This window comes from Pseudomonas sp. WJP1 (assembly GCF_028471945.1).
Lineage (GTDB): Bacteria > Pseudomonadota > Gammaproteobacteria > Pseudomonadales > Pseudomonadaceae > Aquipseudomonas.
In genome coordinates this window covers 4,394,879-4,411,723 of the sequence record NZ_CP110128.1, presented here as the reverse complement: position 1 = coordinate 4,411,723, position 16,845 = coordinate 4,394,879, and the positions used below count along the sequence as shown (strand labels likewise).

Annotated in this window: 17 protein-coding genes; 9 read left to right on the top strand and 8 right to left on the bottom strand. The window is 58.8% G+C overall.

Going from position 1 to position 16,845, the window contains the following annotated elements; all coding sequences use genetic code 11:
• Positions 1 to 11 precede the first annotated feature (11 nt).
• From OH720_RS19720 to OH720_RS19710, 3 genes are all read left to right on the top strand, one after another.
• The gene (locus OH720_RS19720; protein WP_180207196.1) at positions 12 to 566 is read left to right on the top strand and encodes a helix-turn-helix domain-containing protein; all 555 of its coding nucleotides are present in this window, start codon (positions 12 to 14) and stop codon (positions 564 to 566) included.
• A 21-nt stretch (positions 567 to 587) separates the two neighbouring features.
• Entirely contained in the window at positions 588 to 1,934 is a 1,347-nt protein-coding gene (locus tag OH720_RS19715; RefSeq protein ID WP_272602555.1) for a glutamine synthetase family protein, read from the top strand.
• Between the two features lie 472 nt (positions 1,935 to 2,406).
• On the top strand, positions 2,407 to 2,910 hold the full coding sequence (locus OH720_RS19710; protein ID WP_272602554.1) for a hypothetical protein: 504 nt from the start codon (positions 2,407 to 2,409) through the stop codon (positions 2,908 to 2,910).
• 71 nt (positions 2,911 to 2,981) lie between these two features.
• Here the strand turns inward: OH720_RS19710 and OH720_RS19705 are convergent, their stop codons facing one another.
• Positions 2,982 to 3,563, bottom strand: a complete 582-nt coding sequence (locus OH720_RS19705; RefSeq protein ID WP_180207202.1) for an XRE family transcriptional regulator — start codon at positions 3,561 to 3,563, stop codon at positions 2,982 to 2,984.
• A gap of 62 nt (positions 3,564 to 3,625) precedes the next feature.
• Positions 3,626 to 3,787 carry a hypothetical protein gene (locus tag OH720_RS19700; protein ID WP_162831852.1) on the bottom strand — a complete coding sequence of 54 codons (162 nt, stop codon included), beginning with the start codon at positions 3,785 to 3,787 and terminating at the stop codon, positions 3,626 to 3,628.
• Between the two features lie 262 nt (positions 3,788 to 4,049).
• Here OH720_RS19700 and OH720_RS19695 point away from each other — a divergent pair, with 262 nt between their 5' ends.
• On the top strand, positions 4,050 to 4,265 hold the full coding sequence (locus OH720_RS19695) for a TOBE domain-containing protein (RefSeq protein WP_007904463.1): 216 nt from the start codon (positions 4,050 to 4,052) through the stop codon (positions 4,263 to 4,265).
• Positions 4,266 to 4,323: 58 nt separating this feature from the next.
• Here the strand turns inward: OH720_RS19695 and OH720_RS19690 are convergent, their stop codons facing one another.
• From OH720_RS19690 to OH720_RS19675, 4 genes are all read right to left on the bottom strand, one after another.
• Positions 4,324 to 5,715: a hypothetical protein gene (locus OH720_RS19690; RefSeq protein ID WP_272602553.1), complete on the bottom strand. Its 1,392-nt coding sequence runs from the start codon at positions 5,713 to 5,715 to the stop codon at positions 4,324 to 4,326.
• Between the two features lie 265 nt (positions 5,716 to 5,980).
• Complete coding sequence (locus tag OH720_RS19685) at positions 5,981 to 6,304, bottom strand: hypothetical protein (protein WP_272602552.1); 324 nt, start codon at positions 6,302 to 6,304, stop codon at positions 5,981 to 5,983.
• 124 nt (positions 6,305 to 6,428) lie between these two features.
• A complete protein-coding gene (locus OH720_RS19680; RefSeq protein WP_008062955.1) occupies positions 6,429 to 7,061 on the bottom strand; it encodes a response regulator in 633 nt (210 codons plus the stop codon).
• 28 nt (positions 7,062 to 7,089) lie between these two features.
• A complete protein-coding gene (locus OH720_RS19675; protein ID WP_008062957.1) occupies positions 7,090 to 8,457 on the bottom strand; it encodes a cache domain-containing protein in 1,368 nt (455 codons plus the stop codon).
• A gap of 299 nt (positions 8,458 to 8,756) precedes the next feature.
• Between OH720_RS19675 and OH720_RS19670 the strand changes: the two genes are divergently transcribed.
• From OH720_RS19670 to OH720_RS19660, 3 genes are all read left to right on the top strand, one after another.
• The gene (locus OH720_RS19670) at positions 8,757 to 10,826 is read left to right on the top strand and encodes a carbon starvation CstA family protein (RefSeq protein ID WP_008062959.1); all 2,070 of its coding nucleotides are present in this window, start codon (positions 8,757 to 8,759) and stop codon (positions 10,824 to 10,826) included.
• Entirely contained in the window at positions 10,816 to 11,013 is a 198-nt protein-coding gene (locus tag OH720_RS19665) for a YbdD/YjiX family protein (protein WP_008051268.1), read from the top strand. The genes OH720_RS19670 and OH720_RS19665 overlap by 11 nt, the downstream gene beginning before the upstream one ends.
• A gap of 1,302 nt (positions 11,014 to 12,315) precedes the next feature.
• The gene (locus OH720_RS19660) at positions 12,316 to 13,386 is read left to right on the top strand and encodes a GGDEF domain-containing protein (RefSeq protein WP_272602551.1); all 1,071 of its coding nucleotides are present in this window, start codon (positions 12,316 to 12,318) and stop codon (positions 13,384 to 13,386) included.
• Between the two features lie 67 nt (positions 13,387 to 13,453).
• Here the strand turns inward: OH720_RS19660 and OH720_RS19655 are convergent, their stop codons facing one another.
• Together OH720_RS19655 and OH720_RS19650 are read right to left on the bottom strand one after the other, a co-directional pair.
• The gene (locus OH720_RS19655) at positions 13,454 to 15,019 is read right to left on the bottom strand and encodes an aldehyde dehydrogenase (NADP(+)) (protein WP_272602550.1); all 1,566 of its coding nucleotides are present in this window, start codon (positions 15,017 to 15,019) and stop codon (positions 13,454 to 13,456) included.
• Positions 15,020 to 15,027: 8 nt separating this feature from the next.
• Positions 15,028 to 15,651 (bottom strand): isochorismatase family cysteine hydrolase, encoded by a 624-nt coding sequence (locus OH720_RS19650; protein WP_272602549.1) that lies wholly within the window; start codon positions 15,649 to 15,651, stop codon positions 15,028 to 15,030.
• A gap of 98 nt (positions 15,652 to 15,749) precedes the next feature.
• Here OH720_RS19650 and OH720_RS19645 point away from each other — a divergent pair, with 98 nt between their 5' ends.
• The gene (locus OH720_RS19645) at positions 15,750 to 16,268 is read left to right on the top strand and encodes a winged helix-turn-helix transcriptional regulator (RefSeq protein ID WP_272602548.1); all 519 of its coding nucleotides are present in this window, start codon (positions 15,750 to 15,752) and stop codon (positions 16,266 to 16,268) included.
• Positions 16,269 to 16,386: 118 nt separating this feature from the next.
• On the top strand, positions 16,387 to 16,725 hold the full coding sequence (locus OH720_RS19640) for a hypothetical protein (RefSeq protein WP_272602547.1): 339 nt from the start codon (positions 16,387 to 16,389) through the stop codon (positions 16,723 to 16,725).
• Positions 16,726 to 16,845 lie beyond the last annotated feature (120 nt).

The window sequence follows — 16,845 nt, the reverse complement described above, 5'->3', positions numbered from 1 at the left end:
GAAGCCTTTAGATGGACATGCAAGAAGAGATTTCGGCGCTGGCGATCCTGATCCAGGACCTGCGCAAGCACAAGAAGTACACCTTGAAGGATCTGGCCGACAAGATCGGCCGCTCCGTGGGTTTTCTTTCCCAGGTCGAGCGCGGCTTGTCCCGCCCCACGGTGGCGGACTTGACCGCCATCAGCGAGACCCTCGGTGTGCCGACCACCTATTTCTACAGCCTGCCCAAACCCATGGCCTTGCCCTGGGTGACCCGGCCGGATGAGCGTCGTACGTTGTATTACGCCGATGGCATCACCGACATCCTGGTCTCGCCAAAAATGCGCGCCTCCTTTTCCATGCTCGAAAGCCAACTGGAGCCCGGTGCCAGCAGCGGCGACCGGCACATGAAAGACAGCTCGGAGCAGGGCGGCTATGTGCTGGAAGGGGAACTGACCCTGTGGCTCGATCAGGACGAACCGGTGACCCTGCGCACCGGCGACAGCTTTCAACTGGCCAGCCATGCCCACTGCCGCTACGGCAACCTCTCGGACCAACTGACCCGCGTACTTTGGGTCTACACCTGATAAAAACAAAGGAACAAAACGATGGATGCTGTGTGCTCTGATCTGTTGGCCGAAGTGCGTGGGTTTCGTCAGCGTTACCCCGAGGTGCGCCACGTCGACCTGATTTCCCTGGACATACCGGGGCATTTCTACGGCAAGCGCTACCCGATCGAAATGCTCGAGAAAGTGGCCGCTGGCAGCGCCCTCAAGTTGCCGCAAAACTGCGTGTTGCTCGGCACCCAGGGCGGGCTGTTCAAGATCGGCGACTACTGCTTCAACGATGGCGATCCGGACGCGCTGCGTCGCCTGGTACCGGGCACGCTGAAGTTGGTGAACTGGGAGAAGCAGGCGCTGGGGCAGATGTTGATCACCTCCGATGGCACGGAAAAACCGATCGTCTTCGAACCCCGTGAAGTCCTGGCGCAGGTGTTGGCGCGGCTTGGCCGCAAAGGCATTTTCCCGGTGGTGGCGTTCGAGCTGGAGTTCTATCTGTTCGATAGCCGGTTGCGCGATGGATTACCGCAGTTTGCCCGCGACCCGCTGACCGGCGATGCTGACGACCAGCCGAACATGCACATCGAACGACTCTCGCGATTCGCCCCGGTGCTCGACGAAATGGTCGAGACCGCGCGTGCCCAAGGCGTCGATGCCACGGTGATCACCGCTGAATTGGGCCCCGGTCAGTTCGAGATCAATTTCGGTCATCTGGACGATGGCCTGCGCGCCGCCGACTGGGCAGCCCTGTTCTGCCGTAGCACGCGAGGCGTGGCACTCAAGCACGACTACCGCGCCAGTTTCATGGCCAAGCCTTACTTGCAGCACCCCGGCAGCGGTATGCATGTGCACGTCAGCCTTTACGACGAGGCGGGCAACAACCTGCTGGCGGCGAACGGGCAACGAGCATTGCGCCATGCGGTGGCCGGTTGCCTGGATGTGTTGCCACAGTGCATGCCGATCTTCGCGCCGAACCACAACGCGATGCGTCGCCTGAGCGCTACGGTGAACGTCGCCTCGCGCGCCAGTTGGGGCTTCGAGGATCGAGACGCGTGCCTGCGGGTGCCGGAGTCGGACGCCAGGAACCTGCGCATCGAACATCGCCTCGCTGGCGCCGATGCCAACCCGTACCTGGTGCTCGCCGCGATCCTGGTGGGGATGGAGCAGGGCCTTGAACAGGGTCATGAACCGATCGCCCCGCTCAACGAAGACCGCAACAGTGGCATCGACTTCCCGCTGGAAATGCTCGAGGCCGTGCGAGCCATGCAAAGCCATCAAAAACTGCGCGAAGGCCTGGGTGCGGAATTCGTCGATGTGTACTGCGAGAACAAGCGCCAGGACCACTTGGCGTTCCTCAATGACATCAGTGCGCGGGAGTATCGCTGGTTCCTGTAGTTAAGGTGGTTTCGAGGTTAACCGTAAAAAATGTCTGGATATATAATAGCTTAGAGATTTTAGTAACTAAACGGTTAATCAAAACATCTTGTTACAGGGCGAAATATTGCGTAATATTCGCCCCGCGTTCACCACCACGGTTTATGCATTTTTAAGTCCCGGGCGTCCATCAGCTGCCCGGGATTTTTTTTGCCTGAAATTCGCTGTCATTTAGATCGATTATTTCCTTGAGCTATTTATATAGACGCAATCTGCATATCCATGACCGAAGAATCCACGCAGTGGCGTTGACCTTGTCCGCTATCGAGGACGATTGTTCGTCATGGCAGAAAAATCTGTCCCGCCTGCTTCATTAAGGCTGCCCCGACATCGACTTTGACTGTTCGACCGACAGCTTGTCGGGCCTGGCTGAATCCATAGAATCCGCCCCATCAGCTTCGTCCAACTATCCAGTCCTTCAGGGAGCAACACCATGATGAATGCCATGCAGATGCCGATGAACACCAACATGCCGATGATGCCGATGATGGGCATGCCGATGATGATGGCGACCATGACCTGCGAGATGATGGACGACGGCATGATGTGCAAGATGATGCCGGCCGCTGGCATGGACATGGCCATGTTCAAGAACAGCGCTGAAATGATGCAGATGATGATGAACTGCGGCATGCCGATGATGATGCACTGCGCCAACATGAGCATGATGTGCATGTCCCAGGCGAGCATGAGCATGCCGATGGCGAACATGATGATGCCGATGCCGATGATGGGCATGCCGATGCCATCGATGAAGTGCGTGATGGAATGCACCATGATGGCCGACGGCATGATGTGCAAAATCATGCCGATGGCCGGCATGAACATGGACATGATGAAAAACTGCTGCGCCCTGATGATGAAGATGATGAACGACTGCAGCATGCCGATGATGATGAGCTGCAACGGCATGCCGTTGATGTGCTGCACCTGCTGACCCATAGAAGCAAAAAAGCCCGGCTGATGAAAATCAGTCGGGCATTTTTATATGCAATTTAAATGGCTTTTTCAGTCCAGGCGTTCCGGGTACGTCACCACCAGATAAGCCACCGCTTCGCTATCGGCCGGGTTGCGATAGCGGTGAGGCTGGTCGGCATAAAACAGGATCGAGTCGCCTGTTGAAAGCAGGTAGCGTTCATCATTGACGCTGATTTCCAGCACACCCTGGGACACCACCAGGTTTTCCTGGACTCCGGGGCCATGGCCTTCGCTCTGGTCCTCGCCCAAGGGGCTCAGGCGCAACTCATAAAACTCCGATTGGCGCGCCACGTCGAACGGGAACAGCGCACGGCTGACAAACGCGCCGTTGGCACTGACCAGGCGTTTGCTCTGGTTCGCCGACAACAGCGCTACGCCCTCGAAGGCCCGATGCTCAAGAAACGCGGCCACCGAGACCTTCAAGCCTTTGGCGATTTTGCACAGCACCTTGATCGACGGCACGCTGCGCCCCGATTCGATCTGCGCCAGCATTGCCCGGCTCACGCCACACTGGCGGGCCAGCGCATCGAGAGACAGGTGACGCTTGCTGCGCAGGCGTTGAAGATTCTGCGCCACCCGTTCGCAGTTGGCGTCTTCCTCCTGATGCTCCAGTTGATTGAAGTCCAGCGCAGGTTCATCGGCGCTGACCAGATAGCGCGAGGGAGGGTGCACGTTCACGCGTGACGAGTCTCGGTCGCCTTGGCCACTTGCGCCCACGGGAAGGCCTGGAGAGCGGCGTTTCGTGCGTACATTTCCCACATGGCCCGTGCCCGTTGCTGAGCCTGTTTGCGCTTGCGGTAGCTGGCGAAGTCGATGAGGTTGTCAGTCGGATTCATGGGGCACTTCACTGTGGTCGATGACGGGGTGAGTTGAGAATACCTGCGTATAGTTATAACCATAAATACTGATTATCTATTTGATAATTCCTTTTTGTTCTTTTGAGAAGCGACGCGTCCGAATTTTGTCAGGCGAATTTGATATTCCAAAAAGATATAAATAGATAATTATATATTCCTTTTGTTGTAATCAAAGTCAGTGCACCTTGGAGGCCTGCCCCTTCATTCGCAAGGGCAAGACACCCAGACAGGAAGCCTCAACATGACCATCAAAGCGATCAACGTCCGTAACCAGTTCAAGGGCGTCATCAAGGAAATTCTGGAAGGCGAAGTGGTCTCGGAAATCGACGTGCAAACGGCGTCGGGCATCGTCACCTCGGTGATTACCACCCGTTCGGTGCGTGACCTTGAATTGAAGGTGGGGAGCGAGGTGATTGCCTTCGTGAAATCTACCGAAGTCTCGATCGCCAAGCTGTGAGCCCAGGGTATGAAATAAAAAAAGGCCTCGCCATTTACATGGCGGGGCTTTTGTCAGGTCAGGGCATCAATCCTCTTGCTATGCAGCGATTGCGTGCTTCGCCTTCTTTGACGATTACGGTAAAAACGACCTTGTTGTTTTTGATGGCGGATGAATAAAAACCAACGCTTGTCGCTTCCTTATAGTCAAGCCAACCAACCCCATTATTATAGTCCTTGTCATGAACGCCATTGTAAAGAAAGCGCGTGATCACGTAATGAGTTTTATCTCGATTTTCAATGTCGATAATTCCGGTACTCAAAAAACTTCCGTCAGGCAGGAAGTCGGTGTTGAACCAAATTGTGCTGGATGAATTTATGTTCGTGAATACCGGATCCCCACCGTTGAATTGAATGTTTTTTGAGCCGTCTGCTTCCCTGCTGGTTAAAAGCCCGGAAATAGAGGTGTCGTGTCTTGAATGCCTTGTGCCTGTGCACAGGATGCGATTGTTGGGTTGCTTTACGGCACCGAAAAGTTCCCAATAATAGAGTGGGTCTTCATCGTATATCAGCAGAGAACCGTTCTGCTGAAAGGTGGTATCCAGTCTGCCATCTTGTCTGTGTTTTACGAGAACAATGGCATCAGGGTGATGCAAAAAATCCAACTTGACTTCGCCTGCAGTGATGTAGTTGCCCGCATCGTCAACGGTCAGGCTTTTCAGTTTGATGTGGGTAAATCTGTCATGCCGGACACGGACAAATCCGGAGCCATTGAATGAAACATCAAGCTCCCCACTTTGGGTCAGGCGGATGATCCAAGCATCAGTTGACAACCAGTTGCCTGAATCGTGAAGCAATATGATGTGGTCGCCGTGTATTGGTGATGCTCCGAGCACATAGGGTGTAAGCTCGTTTGGAGAGTTGGATGCAGCGCATCTGGAGTTGGCGATTTCCAGACATTTTTCGTTGTACTTAGATACAGCGCGTAAATCAGCATTCGTATCAGGAGCGTGGAAAATGAATTTTCCTTCTACGGCAAATGTTTTATCAATGGTGCCATCGAGAAGAAAACGAACGGCAGCCTTGTCCTTCTGCAAAACACCGTTTACATAGTGAAAGAGCTCTCCTGTCAGCAGAATTCTGTTATCCACAAAGGCAATCTGTTCGGCGATGAATTTTGAACTATCTGATCCGTAAAAAATACCGCCGAAGAAACCTTGGTAACCAAAACTGGTGTCAACAGAGCCGTCTTCATTCAGGCATGCCAGCATGTAGAGGCTTTTGCTGATGATGACTGGATCACTCAGCGAGCCCGCGACGTAAATCTTATTGTCAGGGCCTACAGAGACAACATGTAATGACAATTGCGTGTAAGTGTTGGATGGAGAATGAAGATAGGCAAAGCCGTTTTCACCAAAAAGTGGATCATATTCAGTTGATAGGGGAGAGGAGTGTATGTGTTCTGTGGTCATTGTACTTTCCCTTGATGTAGTGGGCGAATACGTTTGCATTCGCATCCTCAACTCGTTAAGCCAAAGGCAGGATGGTGCTACTGCTCTCTATGAGACAAGGGGGTGGGGAAATGAACAACTGTCAGAATTAACAGGTTTGTCGATTAAATTGAAATAAAAAAGCTTTCTGGCGGTGATTTTCCGATAGGCCTCCAAAAAGCAGCAGGCATAAAAAAGCCCGGCTGATCAGGCCGGGCTTTTTGTTCGTACGGTGCAGCGATGGGGGTCATGCGACGGTGTTGCCTTGCAGGCGGTCGGAACCATCGGCAGCAATGGTCTTGCCTTGCAGGCGATCGGAACCATCGGCAGCAATGGTGTTGCCTTGCAGGCGATCGGAACCATCGGCAGCCACACGATTTTCGATCAGGCGATCCGAACCGCCTTCAGCCACACGATTCTCGATCAAACGATCCGAACCACCTTCAGCCACCCGGCTTTCAATCAGACGATCCGAGCCACCTTCAGCCACGACAGGCTGAACAGAGGTAGCGGCAAAAGCGTTAACTGCAAAAGCCGAGAAAGCGATGCTGAGGAGGGTTTGGCGTTTCATGATCGTATGCTCCGGGGTGTTGTTGGTTGGTATGGAGCTGATGTTACGCCCTGGAGTTTTTAAGAGAACTTCATTGAGTTAATGGTGACTATTGACGCAGTCAATGGTTGGATGGGAGCACGCGCTAGCGCGAAATCAGCCCGTGATCGATCGCGTACTTGACCAGCGCCGCCGGCTTGTCGATGTTGAGCTTGCGCCGAATGCTCAAGCGGTGTGTCTCCACCGTGCGCACGCTGATATCCAGTTCCCGCGCCATTTCCTTGTTGTTCAGCCCTTGCGCCATCTTCGACAGCACCTGGCTTTCACGGGGGGTCAGCTCGTTGTCGGTGTTTTTGTCGGCGATCAGCCGCTGGGCGATTTCGGCGCTGTAGAAGGTCCCGCCGCTGGAGATGGCTTCGATGGCGGCGATGATTTCCCGTGACGGGGCATTCTTCAGCACATAGCCACTGGCGCCCGAGCGCAGCGACTCGCTCACGTACTCATAGTTATCGTACATGCTCAACACCAACACCTTGAGCGCCGGGTACTGGCTGCGTAATACGCGGGTCAGTTCCAGGCCGTTCATGTCCGGCAGGCTGATGTCGACCAGCAGCAGGTCCGGCTGGCAGCGTCCGACCATCTCGATTGCCTGGGCGCCACTTTCGGCTTCGCCCACCACTTCCAGAGGGGCCATGACCGACAGCAGCGCCTTGATTCCGTCGCGGACCAGGGCGTGATCGTCGACCAGGGCGACGCGGATCGGGGAGGGCAGGTTCATTGAAGGCTTCACTCTTGTTGTTGGGGCATCAGCGTTTGCTGGTGGGCAATTTCATCGGCAGTAGAACATCCAGCTCGGAGCGTCCGGGTGTCGAGATCAGTTCGAAGCGGCCACCAAAGTGTTCAACGCGTTCGCGAATATTACGCAAGCCAATGCCGAGTTGACGACGTTCGACCTGGGCGACGTTGAAACCGACACCGTCGTCGACCACCGTCAGTCGCACCGACTGTTCACAGCCGCGCAGGGTAATGGAGACATGCCTGGCCTGGGCGTGGCGTTCGATATTGGTCAGCCCTTCCTGGACGATGCGAAACAACGAGACCGCTGCGCCGTCGACCAGCTGGCAGTCGAATTCATTGTCGTCATAGGTCACGGTAAGGCCGCTGCGCTGTTCGAACTCAGCCGCCAGTTGACCGATTGCCGCCGACAGGCCGAGGGTGTCGAGCAACGATGAGCGCAAGTCGTGGGAGAGGCTGCGCACCTCGCCAATGGCATCACCGAGGCGCGCGGTGGCATCTTTCAACGTGCCCAGGCCCTTGTCGTGGTGTTGTCCGCTTTCCAGCAAGTGGCTGGCCAGTTCGAACTGGAACTTGATCGAGACCAGCACCTGGCTGATGCCGTCGTGCAACTCACGGGACACCCGCGAGCGTTCTTCCTCCTGCAGGCTGACGATACGCTGGGTCAGGCGCTGCAGCTTTTTGTCCGCCAGGCGATGCTCGCTGACATTGAGGGTCATGCCGGTGGCGAAGACAAACAGCACCGCCACCAGCGCCACCACGGCAATCGCCATCATGGTCTTGCGGATGCCCTGGGCCACTTCGGCACGGGCTTGCTGGGTGGCGCGCTCGACATCCTCAAGGTAGATGCCGGTACCAAGCATCCAGCCCCAGCGATCGAGCATTACCACGTAGGCCAGTTTGTCGGTCACCTGGCCGGAGGAGGGTTTGTTCCAGGCGTAGCGTTGAAACCCTTCGCCCGATTGCGCGCTTTTGAGCAGCGCCTGGATCACCGGCAGGCCGTGCGGGTCTTTCATGTCCCACAGGTATTTGCCCACCAGCTCCGACTGGCGCGCGTGCATCAGGCTGCGGCCTTCATGGTCGTAGACGAAGAAATAGCCGTTGATGCCAAAGCTGAGCTTGCGCAGTTCTTCGAGCACCTGTTGCTGGGCGCGTGCGTCACCCTGGCCGTTGTCGTACAGAGGCTCGATCAGGCTTTTCGCCATTTCGACGTAGTTTTTCAGTTCCGCGCGCTTGCTCATCAGGATGCTGTCTTCGATCAGCTGCGCCTGTTGATCACCCAGTTGGCGATTGAGGGAAATCACCAGTGCGCAAATGACGGCAATGGCCAACACCAGCGGCAAAATGCCGAGCGCGACGATCTTGTGTTTGAGCTGCATGGTTACTCCTGCCCGCGCGGGGGGCCGGCATCATATGCCAAAGATACGCCCTGTAGGAGCGAGCCTGCTCGCGATGGCGATGTATCAGACGAATCGATGTTGAATGACACACCGCTATCGCGAGCAGGCTCACTCCTACAGGGGATAGGGGTGTCTACGTAGAACTACGTAGACGCCACGTACGTAGTAACGCGGATTTATTTGTGGACGGCATGCGCGGATATTGGGCCAGCTCCGCTCAGCGGACACAATTATAAAAATTACCGCCGCAGTCACGAGCTGTCGGCAGGAGACCCTCTATGCCCCGTCTGGCTAAACACCTCGCCTGGTTTGCCGTGGCTGTCCTGGGAGCGATTGCGCTGAGTGTCGTGGCCCTGCGCCGCGGCGAAGCGATCAACGCCCTGTGGATCGTCGTCGCAGCCGTCGCCATCTACCTCGTTGCGTACCGCTACTACAGCCTGTTCATCGCCAATAAAGTGATGCAGCTGGACCCCAATCGCGCCACTCCCGCTGTGCTCAACAATGATGGCCTGGACTTCGTGCCGACTAACAAGCACGTACTCTTCGGTCACCACTTCGCGGCCATCGCCGGCGCGGGGCCGCTGGTTGGCCCGGTACTGGCGGCGCAGATGGGTTACCTGCCCGGCACGCTGTGGCTGATTGCCGGGGTGGTGCTGGCCGGTGCCGTGCAGGACTTCATGGTCCTGTTCATGTCCACCCGCCGCAATGGTCGTTCGCTGGGCGACATGGTCCGCGAAGAAATGGGCCGCATCCCCGGCACCATCGCGCTGTTCGGCTGCTTCCTGATCATGATCATCATCCTCGCGGTGCTGGCGCTGATTGTGGTCAAGGCCCTGGCCGAAAGCCCGTGGGGCATGTTCACGGTCATGGCGACCATCCCGATCGCGATGTTCATGGGCATCTACATGCGCTACATCCGTCCGGGCCGCATCGGTGAAATCTCGATCATCGGCGTGTTCCTGCTGCTGGGCTCGATCTGGCTGGGCGGGCAGATCGCTGCTGACCCGGTGTGGGCCAAGGCCTTTACCTTCACCGGTATCCAGATCACCTGGATGCTGATCGGCTACGGTTTCGTGGCTGCCGTCCTGCCGGTTTGGCTGATCCTGGCACCGCGTGATTACCTCTCCACCTTCCTGAAAATCGGTACCATCGTCGCGTTGGCGATCGGCATCCTGGTGACCATGCCCGAGCTGAGAATGCCGGCACTGACCCAGTTCGTCGACGGCACGGGACCGGTGTGGAAGGGCGGTATGTTCCCGTTCCTGTTCATCACCATTGCCTGTGGTGCGGTATCGGGTTTCCACTCGCTGATCGCTTCCGGCACTACGCCGAAGTTGCTGGCCAGCGAAGGTCATGCCCGTTACATCGGTTACGGCGGCATGCTGATGGAATCGTTCGTGGCGATCATGGCCATGGTCGCGGCCTCGGTGATCGATCCGGGCGTGTACTTCGCCATGAACAGCCCTGCGGCCATCGTGGGTTCCGATGCGGTTTCGGTTGCTCAGACCGTCAGCAGCTGGGGCTTTGCGATTACTCCGGAGGCGCTGCAAGCAGTGGCCAAGGACATCGGTGAAACCACCATCCTGGCCCGTGCCGGCGGTGCGCCGACCCTAGCGGTGGGTATCGCGCAGATCCTGCACCACGTCCTGCCAGGTGAAAACACCATGGCGTTCTGGTACCACTTCGCGATCCTGTTCGAAGCGTTGTTCATCCTGACCGCGGTGGACGCCGGTACCCGTGCTGGGCGTTTCATGCTGCAGGACCTGCTCGGCTCCTTCGTGCCAGCGCTCAAGCGCACCGAATCCTGGACCGCCAACCTGATCGCCACCGCCGGTTGTGTGGCCATGTGGGGTTACCTGCTGTACCAGGGCGTGATCGATCCGCTGGGTGGCATCAACACCTTGTGGCCGCTGTTCGGCATCTCCAACCAGATGCTGGCGGGTATCGCGCTGATGCTCGGCACCGTGGTGCTGATCAAGATGAAGCGTCAACAGTATGTGTGGGTGACTCTGCTGCCAGCGGTATGGCTGCTGATCTGCACCACCACCGCCGGCTTTATCAAGCTGTTCGACGCCAACCCTGCGATCGGCTTCCTGGCCCTGGCGAAAAAATACAGCGACGCCCTGGCCAACGGTCAGGTGCTGGCGCCGGCCAAGAGCATCGACCAGATGCAGCACGTGATCTTCAATGCCTACACCAATGCCACATTGACTGCGCTGTTCCTGTTCGTGGTGTTCAGCATCCTGTTCTTTGCGCTCAAGGTCGGTATCGCCGCCTGGGGCACCAAGGAACGCACGGACAAGGAAGCGCCGTTCCAAGCGCTGCCGATGCCTGATCATGTTCAATGACCTGAGTCGCCTGGGCAAATACCTCGGTCAGGCCGCGCGCCTGATGGTGGGGATGCCGGACTACGACAACTACGTCGAGCACATGCAAAGCAAGCACCCGGACAAGCCGGTGATGGACTACGAGGCGTTCTTCCGCGAACGCCAGGAGGCCCGTTACGGCAGCAAGGCCGGACCGAAGTGTTGTTGAATGAATGAATCAAGAAACCCGGCCGAAAAAGCCGGGTTTTTTGTTTGGGGTTTCGCGTGTTGGATTGGGTGTACCTTTTTTTTGCGTACATATCCATTCCTGCGGTAACGGCCACTTATGGTTTCGCTTTTACAGCGAGTCACTTGGAAAAACGGAACGTCGCCCGGCCCTAAGTAACCAAGGGCTCTTGCCCCTGGCGTTCGGTGCCTCGCTAAGGCTCGGCATGCCCTCGCTCCGGTCCTGCTCCGTGGGCCCGCCGCGATGGGCCATCCTTGGCCCAGCGCGGCTAAACCGGCATCCATGCCGGTTTACCCACTGCGCAGAACCTCCACTCGGCCTCTCGATGGGGCAAGAAAATCAAAAGCCACAGCAGAGCAAAAGCCAAAGCGAGGCGGCCTTAAGCCGACCTGATCGGGAGCCGTACGCATTTCCCTTGTAGGAGCCAGGCTTGCCGGCGAACCAGGCGCTGCGGTGTCTCTGTTGTACCGCGTTATCGTTCTTCGCCGGCAAGCCTGGCTCCTACAGGGGATTGGGGTATCTGTAAAAGTCAGGTCGGCTATAAGGCCGCCTCGCTTTGGCTTTTGATCTGGGTGCCCCGTTAACCACGCTGGCCGAACGCAGGCATTGCGCAGTGGGGAAACCGGCAGGACGCCGGTTTAGCCGCGCTGGGCCAGGGACGGCCCATCGCGGCGACCCACGGAGCAATGCCGGAGTGAGGGCATGCCGAGCCACAGCGAGGCACCGAGTGGTGGGGCAAAGCCTTTTGCTTCCTTTTTGGCGTTTGAAAAAGGGAGTCGCCGTAAGGGCGAAACCATAGGCGGCCGTTACCGCAGCAATGGATATGTACTCGGTCAACACAACACAACACAACACAACACAACACAACACAACACAACACAACACAACTCAGGTCAGCGTCGGCTACAGGCTAAACCGCTGCAACATGCCCCCCAGCCCTTCGGACATCACCATGAGCTCATGTGTCGTGCGTACGATCCCGCCCTGAGCCGTCGCGTTCTCTTCCAAACTTTGCGCGACTTTTGCTGGGTGAGAAAAAAGGCACGGCATTACCGGCGAGAATTTACGAATTAGCGACGTCTGACAGAGGCACTGAAGGCACTTTCAGACAGGCTCATTGCCGACCCCAGCGAACTGACTAGAGAAGAGCATTGCTGGGCGCGGTGTTTAATCGCCACTGATCAAAACCGGCTTTGAGGCTAAAGCGGGATAGCCGTTTGTCAGGCGTATCGGTATGCTCAGCGCACAGTCCGAATGCCAATGATAAACAACCACAGTGACGCCATGAGCTCATCAGAAACGCGTGCGAATATCCTAGCGCTGTATCCGGAAGACTCCCGCGAGGCAGCGGCCCTGCTCAAGCAAGCCGTGCCCCTGATGGTTCGCCATAACATCCCGCCCAATCCCGTGCACTATGCACTCTGGTACACCTACAGCAAGGGCCAGGACCCGGAACTCATTCGCCACCTCGACCGGGTGGTCAGAGACTTCGACGGTTGCCCGCCAGAGGCTGCGACCCGGCTGTTTCGCCAGTACATCATTCGTGACGAGCTCGAGGATGCCCGCGCCGAACAGCATCAGGTCATCAACCTGGTCGATGGCATGGAGCGGGACGTCTCGCGCAGTGTGGAGGGCAGTGTCAATTTCCAGAACCGCCTGGGGCAGTGCCTGGAAATGCTCGACGAACCGGCCAGTGATCGCCTGCCGGGCATCTTGAGCGAGCTGCAGCAGAGCACCCGGTTGATGCAGAGCCAGCAGGAGCACTTCCTCGCGCAGCTGCACTCGGCGCAGGACGAAATCAAGACCCTGCGCGACAAACTGCAACGTGCGCAACTGGCCGCAACCCTTGATGGCTTGACCGAACTGCTCAACCGCACGGCGTTCACCCGTCTGCTGGAGCAGGCGCTGAGCAAGCCTTCCCGCGGGGTGGCCCTGGTGATCCTGGATATCGACCACTTCAAGCAATTCAATGACCAGTACGGTCACCCACTGGGCGACCGGGTCCTGCAGCATGTCGCCCAGGTGCTGCGCGGCGCGTTGCCAGCCACTGGTTTCGCCGCGCGTTATGGCGGTGAAGAGTTCTGCGTGGTCCTGCCCGATTGCGCCGACCTGGGCAGTGCCTGCGCTTTTGCCGAGCACCTGCGCCTGAAGGTCCAGTCCTTGCGAATCAAGGCGCGCGGCACCGACACCGTGCTGGACACCGTGACCGCGTCCTTCGGTGTGGCCCTCGCAGAGCCCGGTGAAAATCTGGAAAGTCTGCTGACCCGTGCCGATGACGGGCTGTACCAGGCCAAGCGCAACGGGCGTAACCAGGTGATTGCCTTGCAAATAGGGGCGGCGACCACCTTATCCTGACCGGACCCTGATTACTTGTGGGAGCAAGCCCGCTCCCACATCGGCTTTTTGCCAGTCACGAAACCGCTTATTGACCGTCGACGCTACGCAGCACGCCCAGCGGGTTAGTGTCGCGCAGCGCCTCGGGCAGCAGCGCATCGGGGAAGCCCTGGTAGCACACCGGCCGCAGGAAACGCTCGATGGAGGTCATGCCCACCGAGGTGAAACGGCTGTCTGACGAGGCCGGAAACGGTCCGCCGTGCACGCTGGCGAAAGACACCTCCTGGGGATGGGCGAAGGCGTTGACGACAATCCGCCCGGTGCGTCGCTCCAGGATCGGCAGCAAACGACGGGCGAGTCCCAGGTCCTCTTCTTCAAGGTGCATGGCGGCGCTGAGCTGGCCGCGAAGCGAGCGGGCGACCGCGAGCATTTGCGTCTCGTCCTCGACCTTCACCAGCAGGGCCGCCGGGCCGAAGACTTCCTGGGCCAGGGCTGTTTCGTCGAGAAAGCGCTGGCCGTCCACCTCAAGCAAGGCAGCCTGGCCGTCAAGCGCTGCCGAGGCGGCCAAGCCTTCGGCGGCGGGCCTGGCGCCGGCGCCGTGCAGTTTGTCGAGACCGCTCAAGTAAGACCCATGGATGCCCGGTGTCAGCATCGGACGGGCCGGTGCTGTCGCCACGCGGCTGATCATGGCGGCGCGCAAGGGTTCGAAGCCGGCCCCGGCGATGGCGATCAGGATCGCCGGTTTCAGGCAGGCTTGCCCGACATTGACCAGCATGCGCTCGATGAAGCCGTCACCGATCTGTGCTCCACGCTCAGCCAGGGCCCGGGGCAGGATGAACGTGGGGTTGACGCTGGCCATTTCGGTGAACACCGGGATTGGCTCAGGGCGTTGCTGCGCCCGGCGATACAGCGCCATGCCACCCTGCTCGGAGCCGGTGAAGGTCACCGCCTTGATCAACGGATGATCGACCAGCGCTTCGCCGATCGCGTTGCCGGCGCCGCGCACCATCGAGAACACGCCTTCAGGCAGGCCGCTGTCCTGCACCGCCTGGCGGATGGCCCGTGCCTGGATTTCCGAGGCCCCGGGATGTGCGTTGTGGGCCTTGACGATCACCGTCGCGCCAGCCGCGAGTGCGGCGGCGGTGTCGCCCCCGGCCACCGAGTAGCTGATCGGGAAATTGCTCGCGCCAAACACCGCCACCGGGCCGATGGCGATACTTTGCAGGCGGTGATCCATGCGCGGGCGCGGCTGGCGTTCAGGTTGGGCCGGATCGATCGCCACCTGGAGGAAGCGGCCCCGGCGTACGATCTCGGCGAATTGCCGGAATTGGGTCGCGGCCCTGGCCGCTTCGCCCTGCAGCTGTGCTTCGGGCAGGCCCGTTTCCAGTGCGGCCCGTGCGGCGAGCGGCAGGGCGACGGCATCGAGATTGTCGGCGATGCGCTCCAGAAATGCCGCACGCTCGGCGAGCGAGGTATGGCTGTACTGGTCAAACGCGGCGTCGGCGAGCTGCGCCGCCATGTCCACTTCTACTGCGCCACCGAAGGCGAAATCCGGCTCGATCAGCTGATGGGTGGCGGGGTTGAGCGCTTTCATCGTCCCGGCGCTGGCGGGGACTTCTTTGGCGCCGAGTAACAGGTTTCCAGTCAAATTCATGGGTGTGCTCACGACTTGAGGGTGGCGATGAGTTGCTCGGTCGTCACGATCGAATGGGCGAAGGTCGGGCCGTTCAGTTCATGGGCGGCGTGCATCATCTCCGGCTTGAAAGCGGCGGTGGCGTCGCGCACCAGGGTGACGTGGTAACCCAGCTCCTGGGCGTAGCGGGCGGTGGCCTCGATGCAGGTATTAGCCAGCAGGCCGACGATGATCACGTGGGTGATGCCTTTCTGCTTCAGGCGAAAGTCCAGGTCGGTGTTGGCAAAGCCGCTCGATCCCCAATGCTCCTGAACGACGATGTCACCTGGCTGGGGCGCGAAATCGGGGTGCCATTCACCGCCCCATTCGCCGCGCGCGAAGTGGTGCATGTGCTGGATTTTGCATTGGGTGGGACTGGGGTGATCCCAGTTCTCGTAGTCGCCTTGCTCCCAGCGCCGGTGCGGTACGATGAACACCGGCAGGTCGAGCGCGCGGACCGTACGGTCGAGGGTGCGCAGGTTGTCGAGCAGACCGACCTGTTGGGCGATTGGCTCGATCAGCGGGAAGATCTTGCCACCTTCGGACAGAAAGTCGTTGTAGGGATCGACCAGCAGGTAGGCGGTTCGAGCTAGGGGGTAGGGGGTGTTCGACATGATCGATACTCCAGAAAATGGGTGGGACGGTGCCATGGCCTTGCCTTGGCAATGTGTAAATATGATAATCATAGTTACTTGGAAAGAGACAAGCCCCTATGGCGATAAAAAAGACTAGTCCTGAAACCTTGTGTCCGATTGCCCGGGCCGAGGACGTCGTCGGCGATCGCTGGACCGTGCTGGTGTTGCGCGAGTTGTTCATGCGCAATCATCGTTACGATGAGATCCAGGCGCAGACGGGCGGCACCCCACAGATGGTCGCGGCACGCCTGAAAAGCCTGGAGGCTGACGGGATGGTCGAGCGCCGCGCCTACAGCGAGCGGCCGCCACGCTACGAGTACCACCTCACGGCCAAGGGGCAGGCGTTCTATTCAGTCGTCCTGGCCTTGCGTGCCTGGGGTGAAACCTGGTGCAAGTCGCCGCAGGAGGGCTTGGCCGTGCGCTATACCCACCAGCGTTGCGGGCAGCCCGCCGGGCTGGGGCCGATGTGCGAGCACTGCGGCGAACTGTTGCGCCGGGATGAACTGGCCAGCGAGCCGAGCGCGGCCTATGCCCTGGAGCGCCAGGAACGACGCGAGGCCTTCAAGCGCGGGCCTGTCACCAAATCCGCGCAGTAAAGGATGCGTGTTTTACTATTCGTTGCACTGATAGTGATCATCATCCATCACAAGTTCTGTTGTGGCCGGCAAACAAGGAACATGGCGTGCATTGAAAACGCTTATCCGGGACCTTGTGATGAAGATGTTGACTCGACTGGCGCTGGCCGCCCCCTTGCTGCTGGCGGGGTGTGCCTCTGCCCCCAATGACCCGACGCTGACGCTGCAGACCAACAAGGCACCGGCGGACTACGCCAACTGTGTCTTGCCAAAACTGCAGGAGGACGCGCTGAGCGCAACGATCTCGCAGACCCAGCGCAGCTATCGAATCGTCGTGTCGAGCAAAGTTGCCGCCGACGATGTGCTCGAGGCTTACAAGGCCTCGAGCGGCGGCAAGGTGTTCCTGTACGAACGCGCGTTGCTGGCCTCGACGTTCGGGCCATCGCCCCTCGAACGTGCAGCCCAGGCGTGTCTTTAAGCAAGCCTCTGCATCAGGCCTGTTCCCCCCGCCTCGGTGCGCTGCAATAGCTCGCCGAGGCTGTCTGGCGTCGCGTTTTCCCCGCTTTCTCCCCCCAACTGATCAACCGTTCAATTGTGT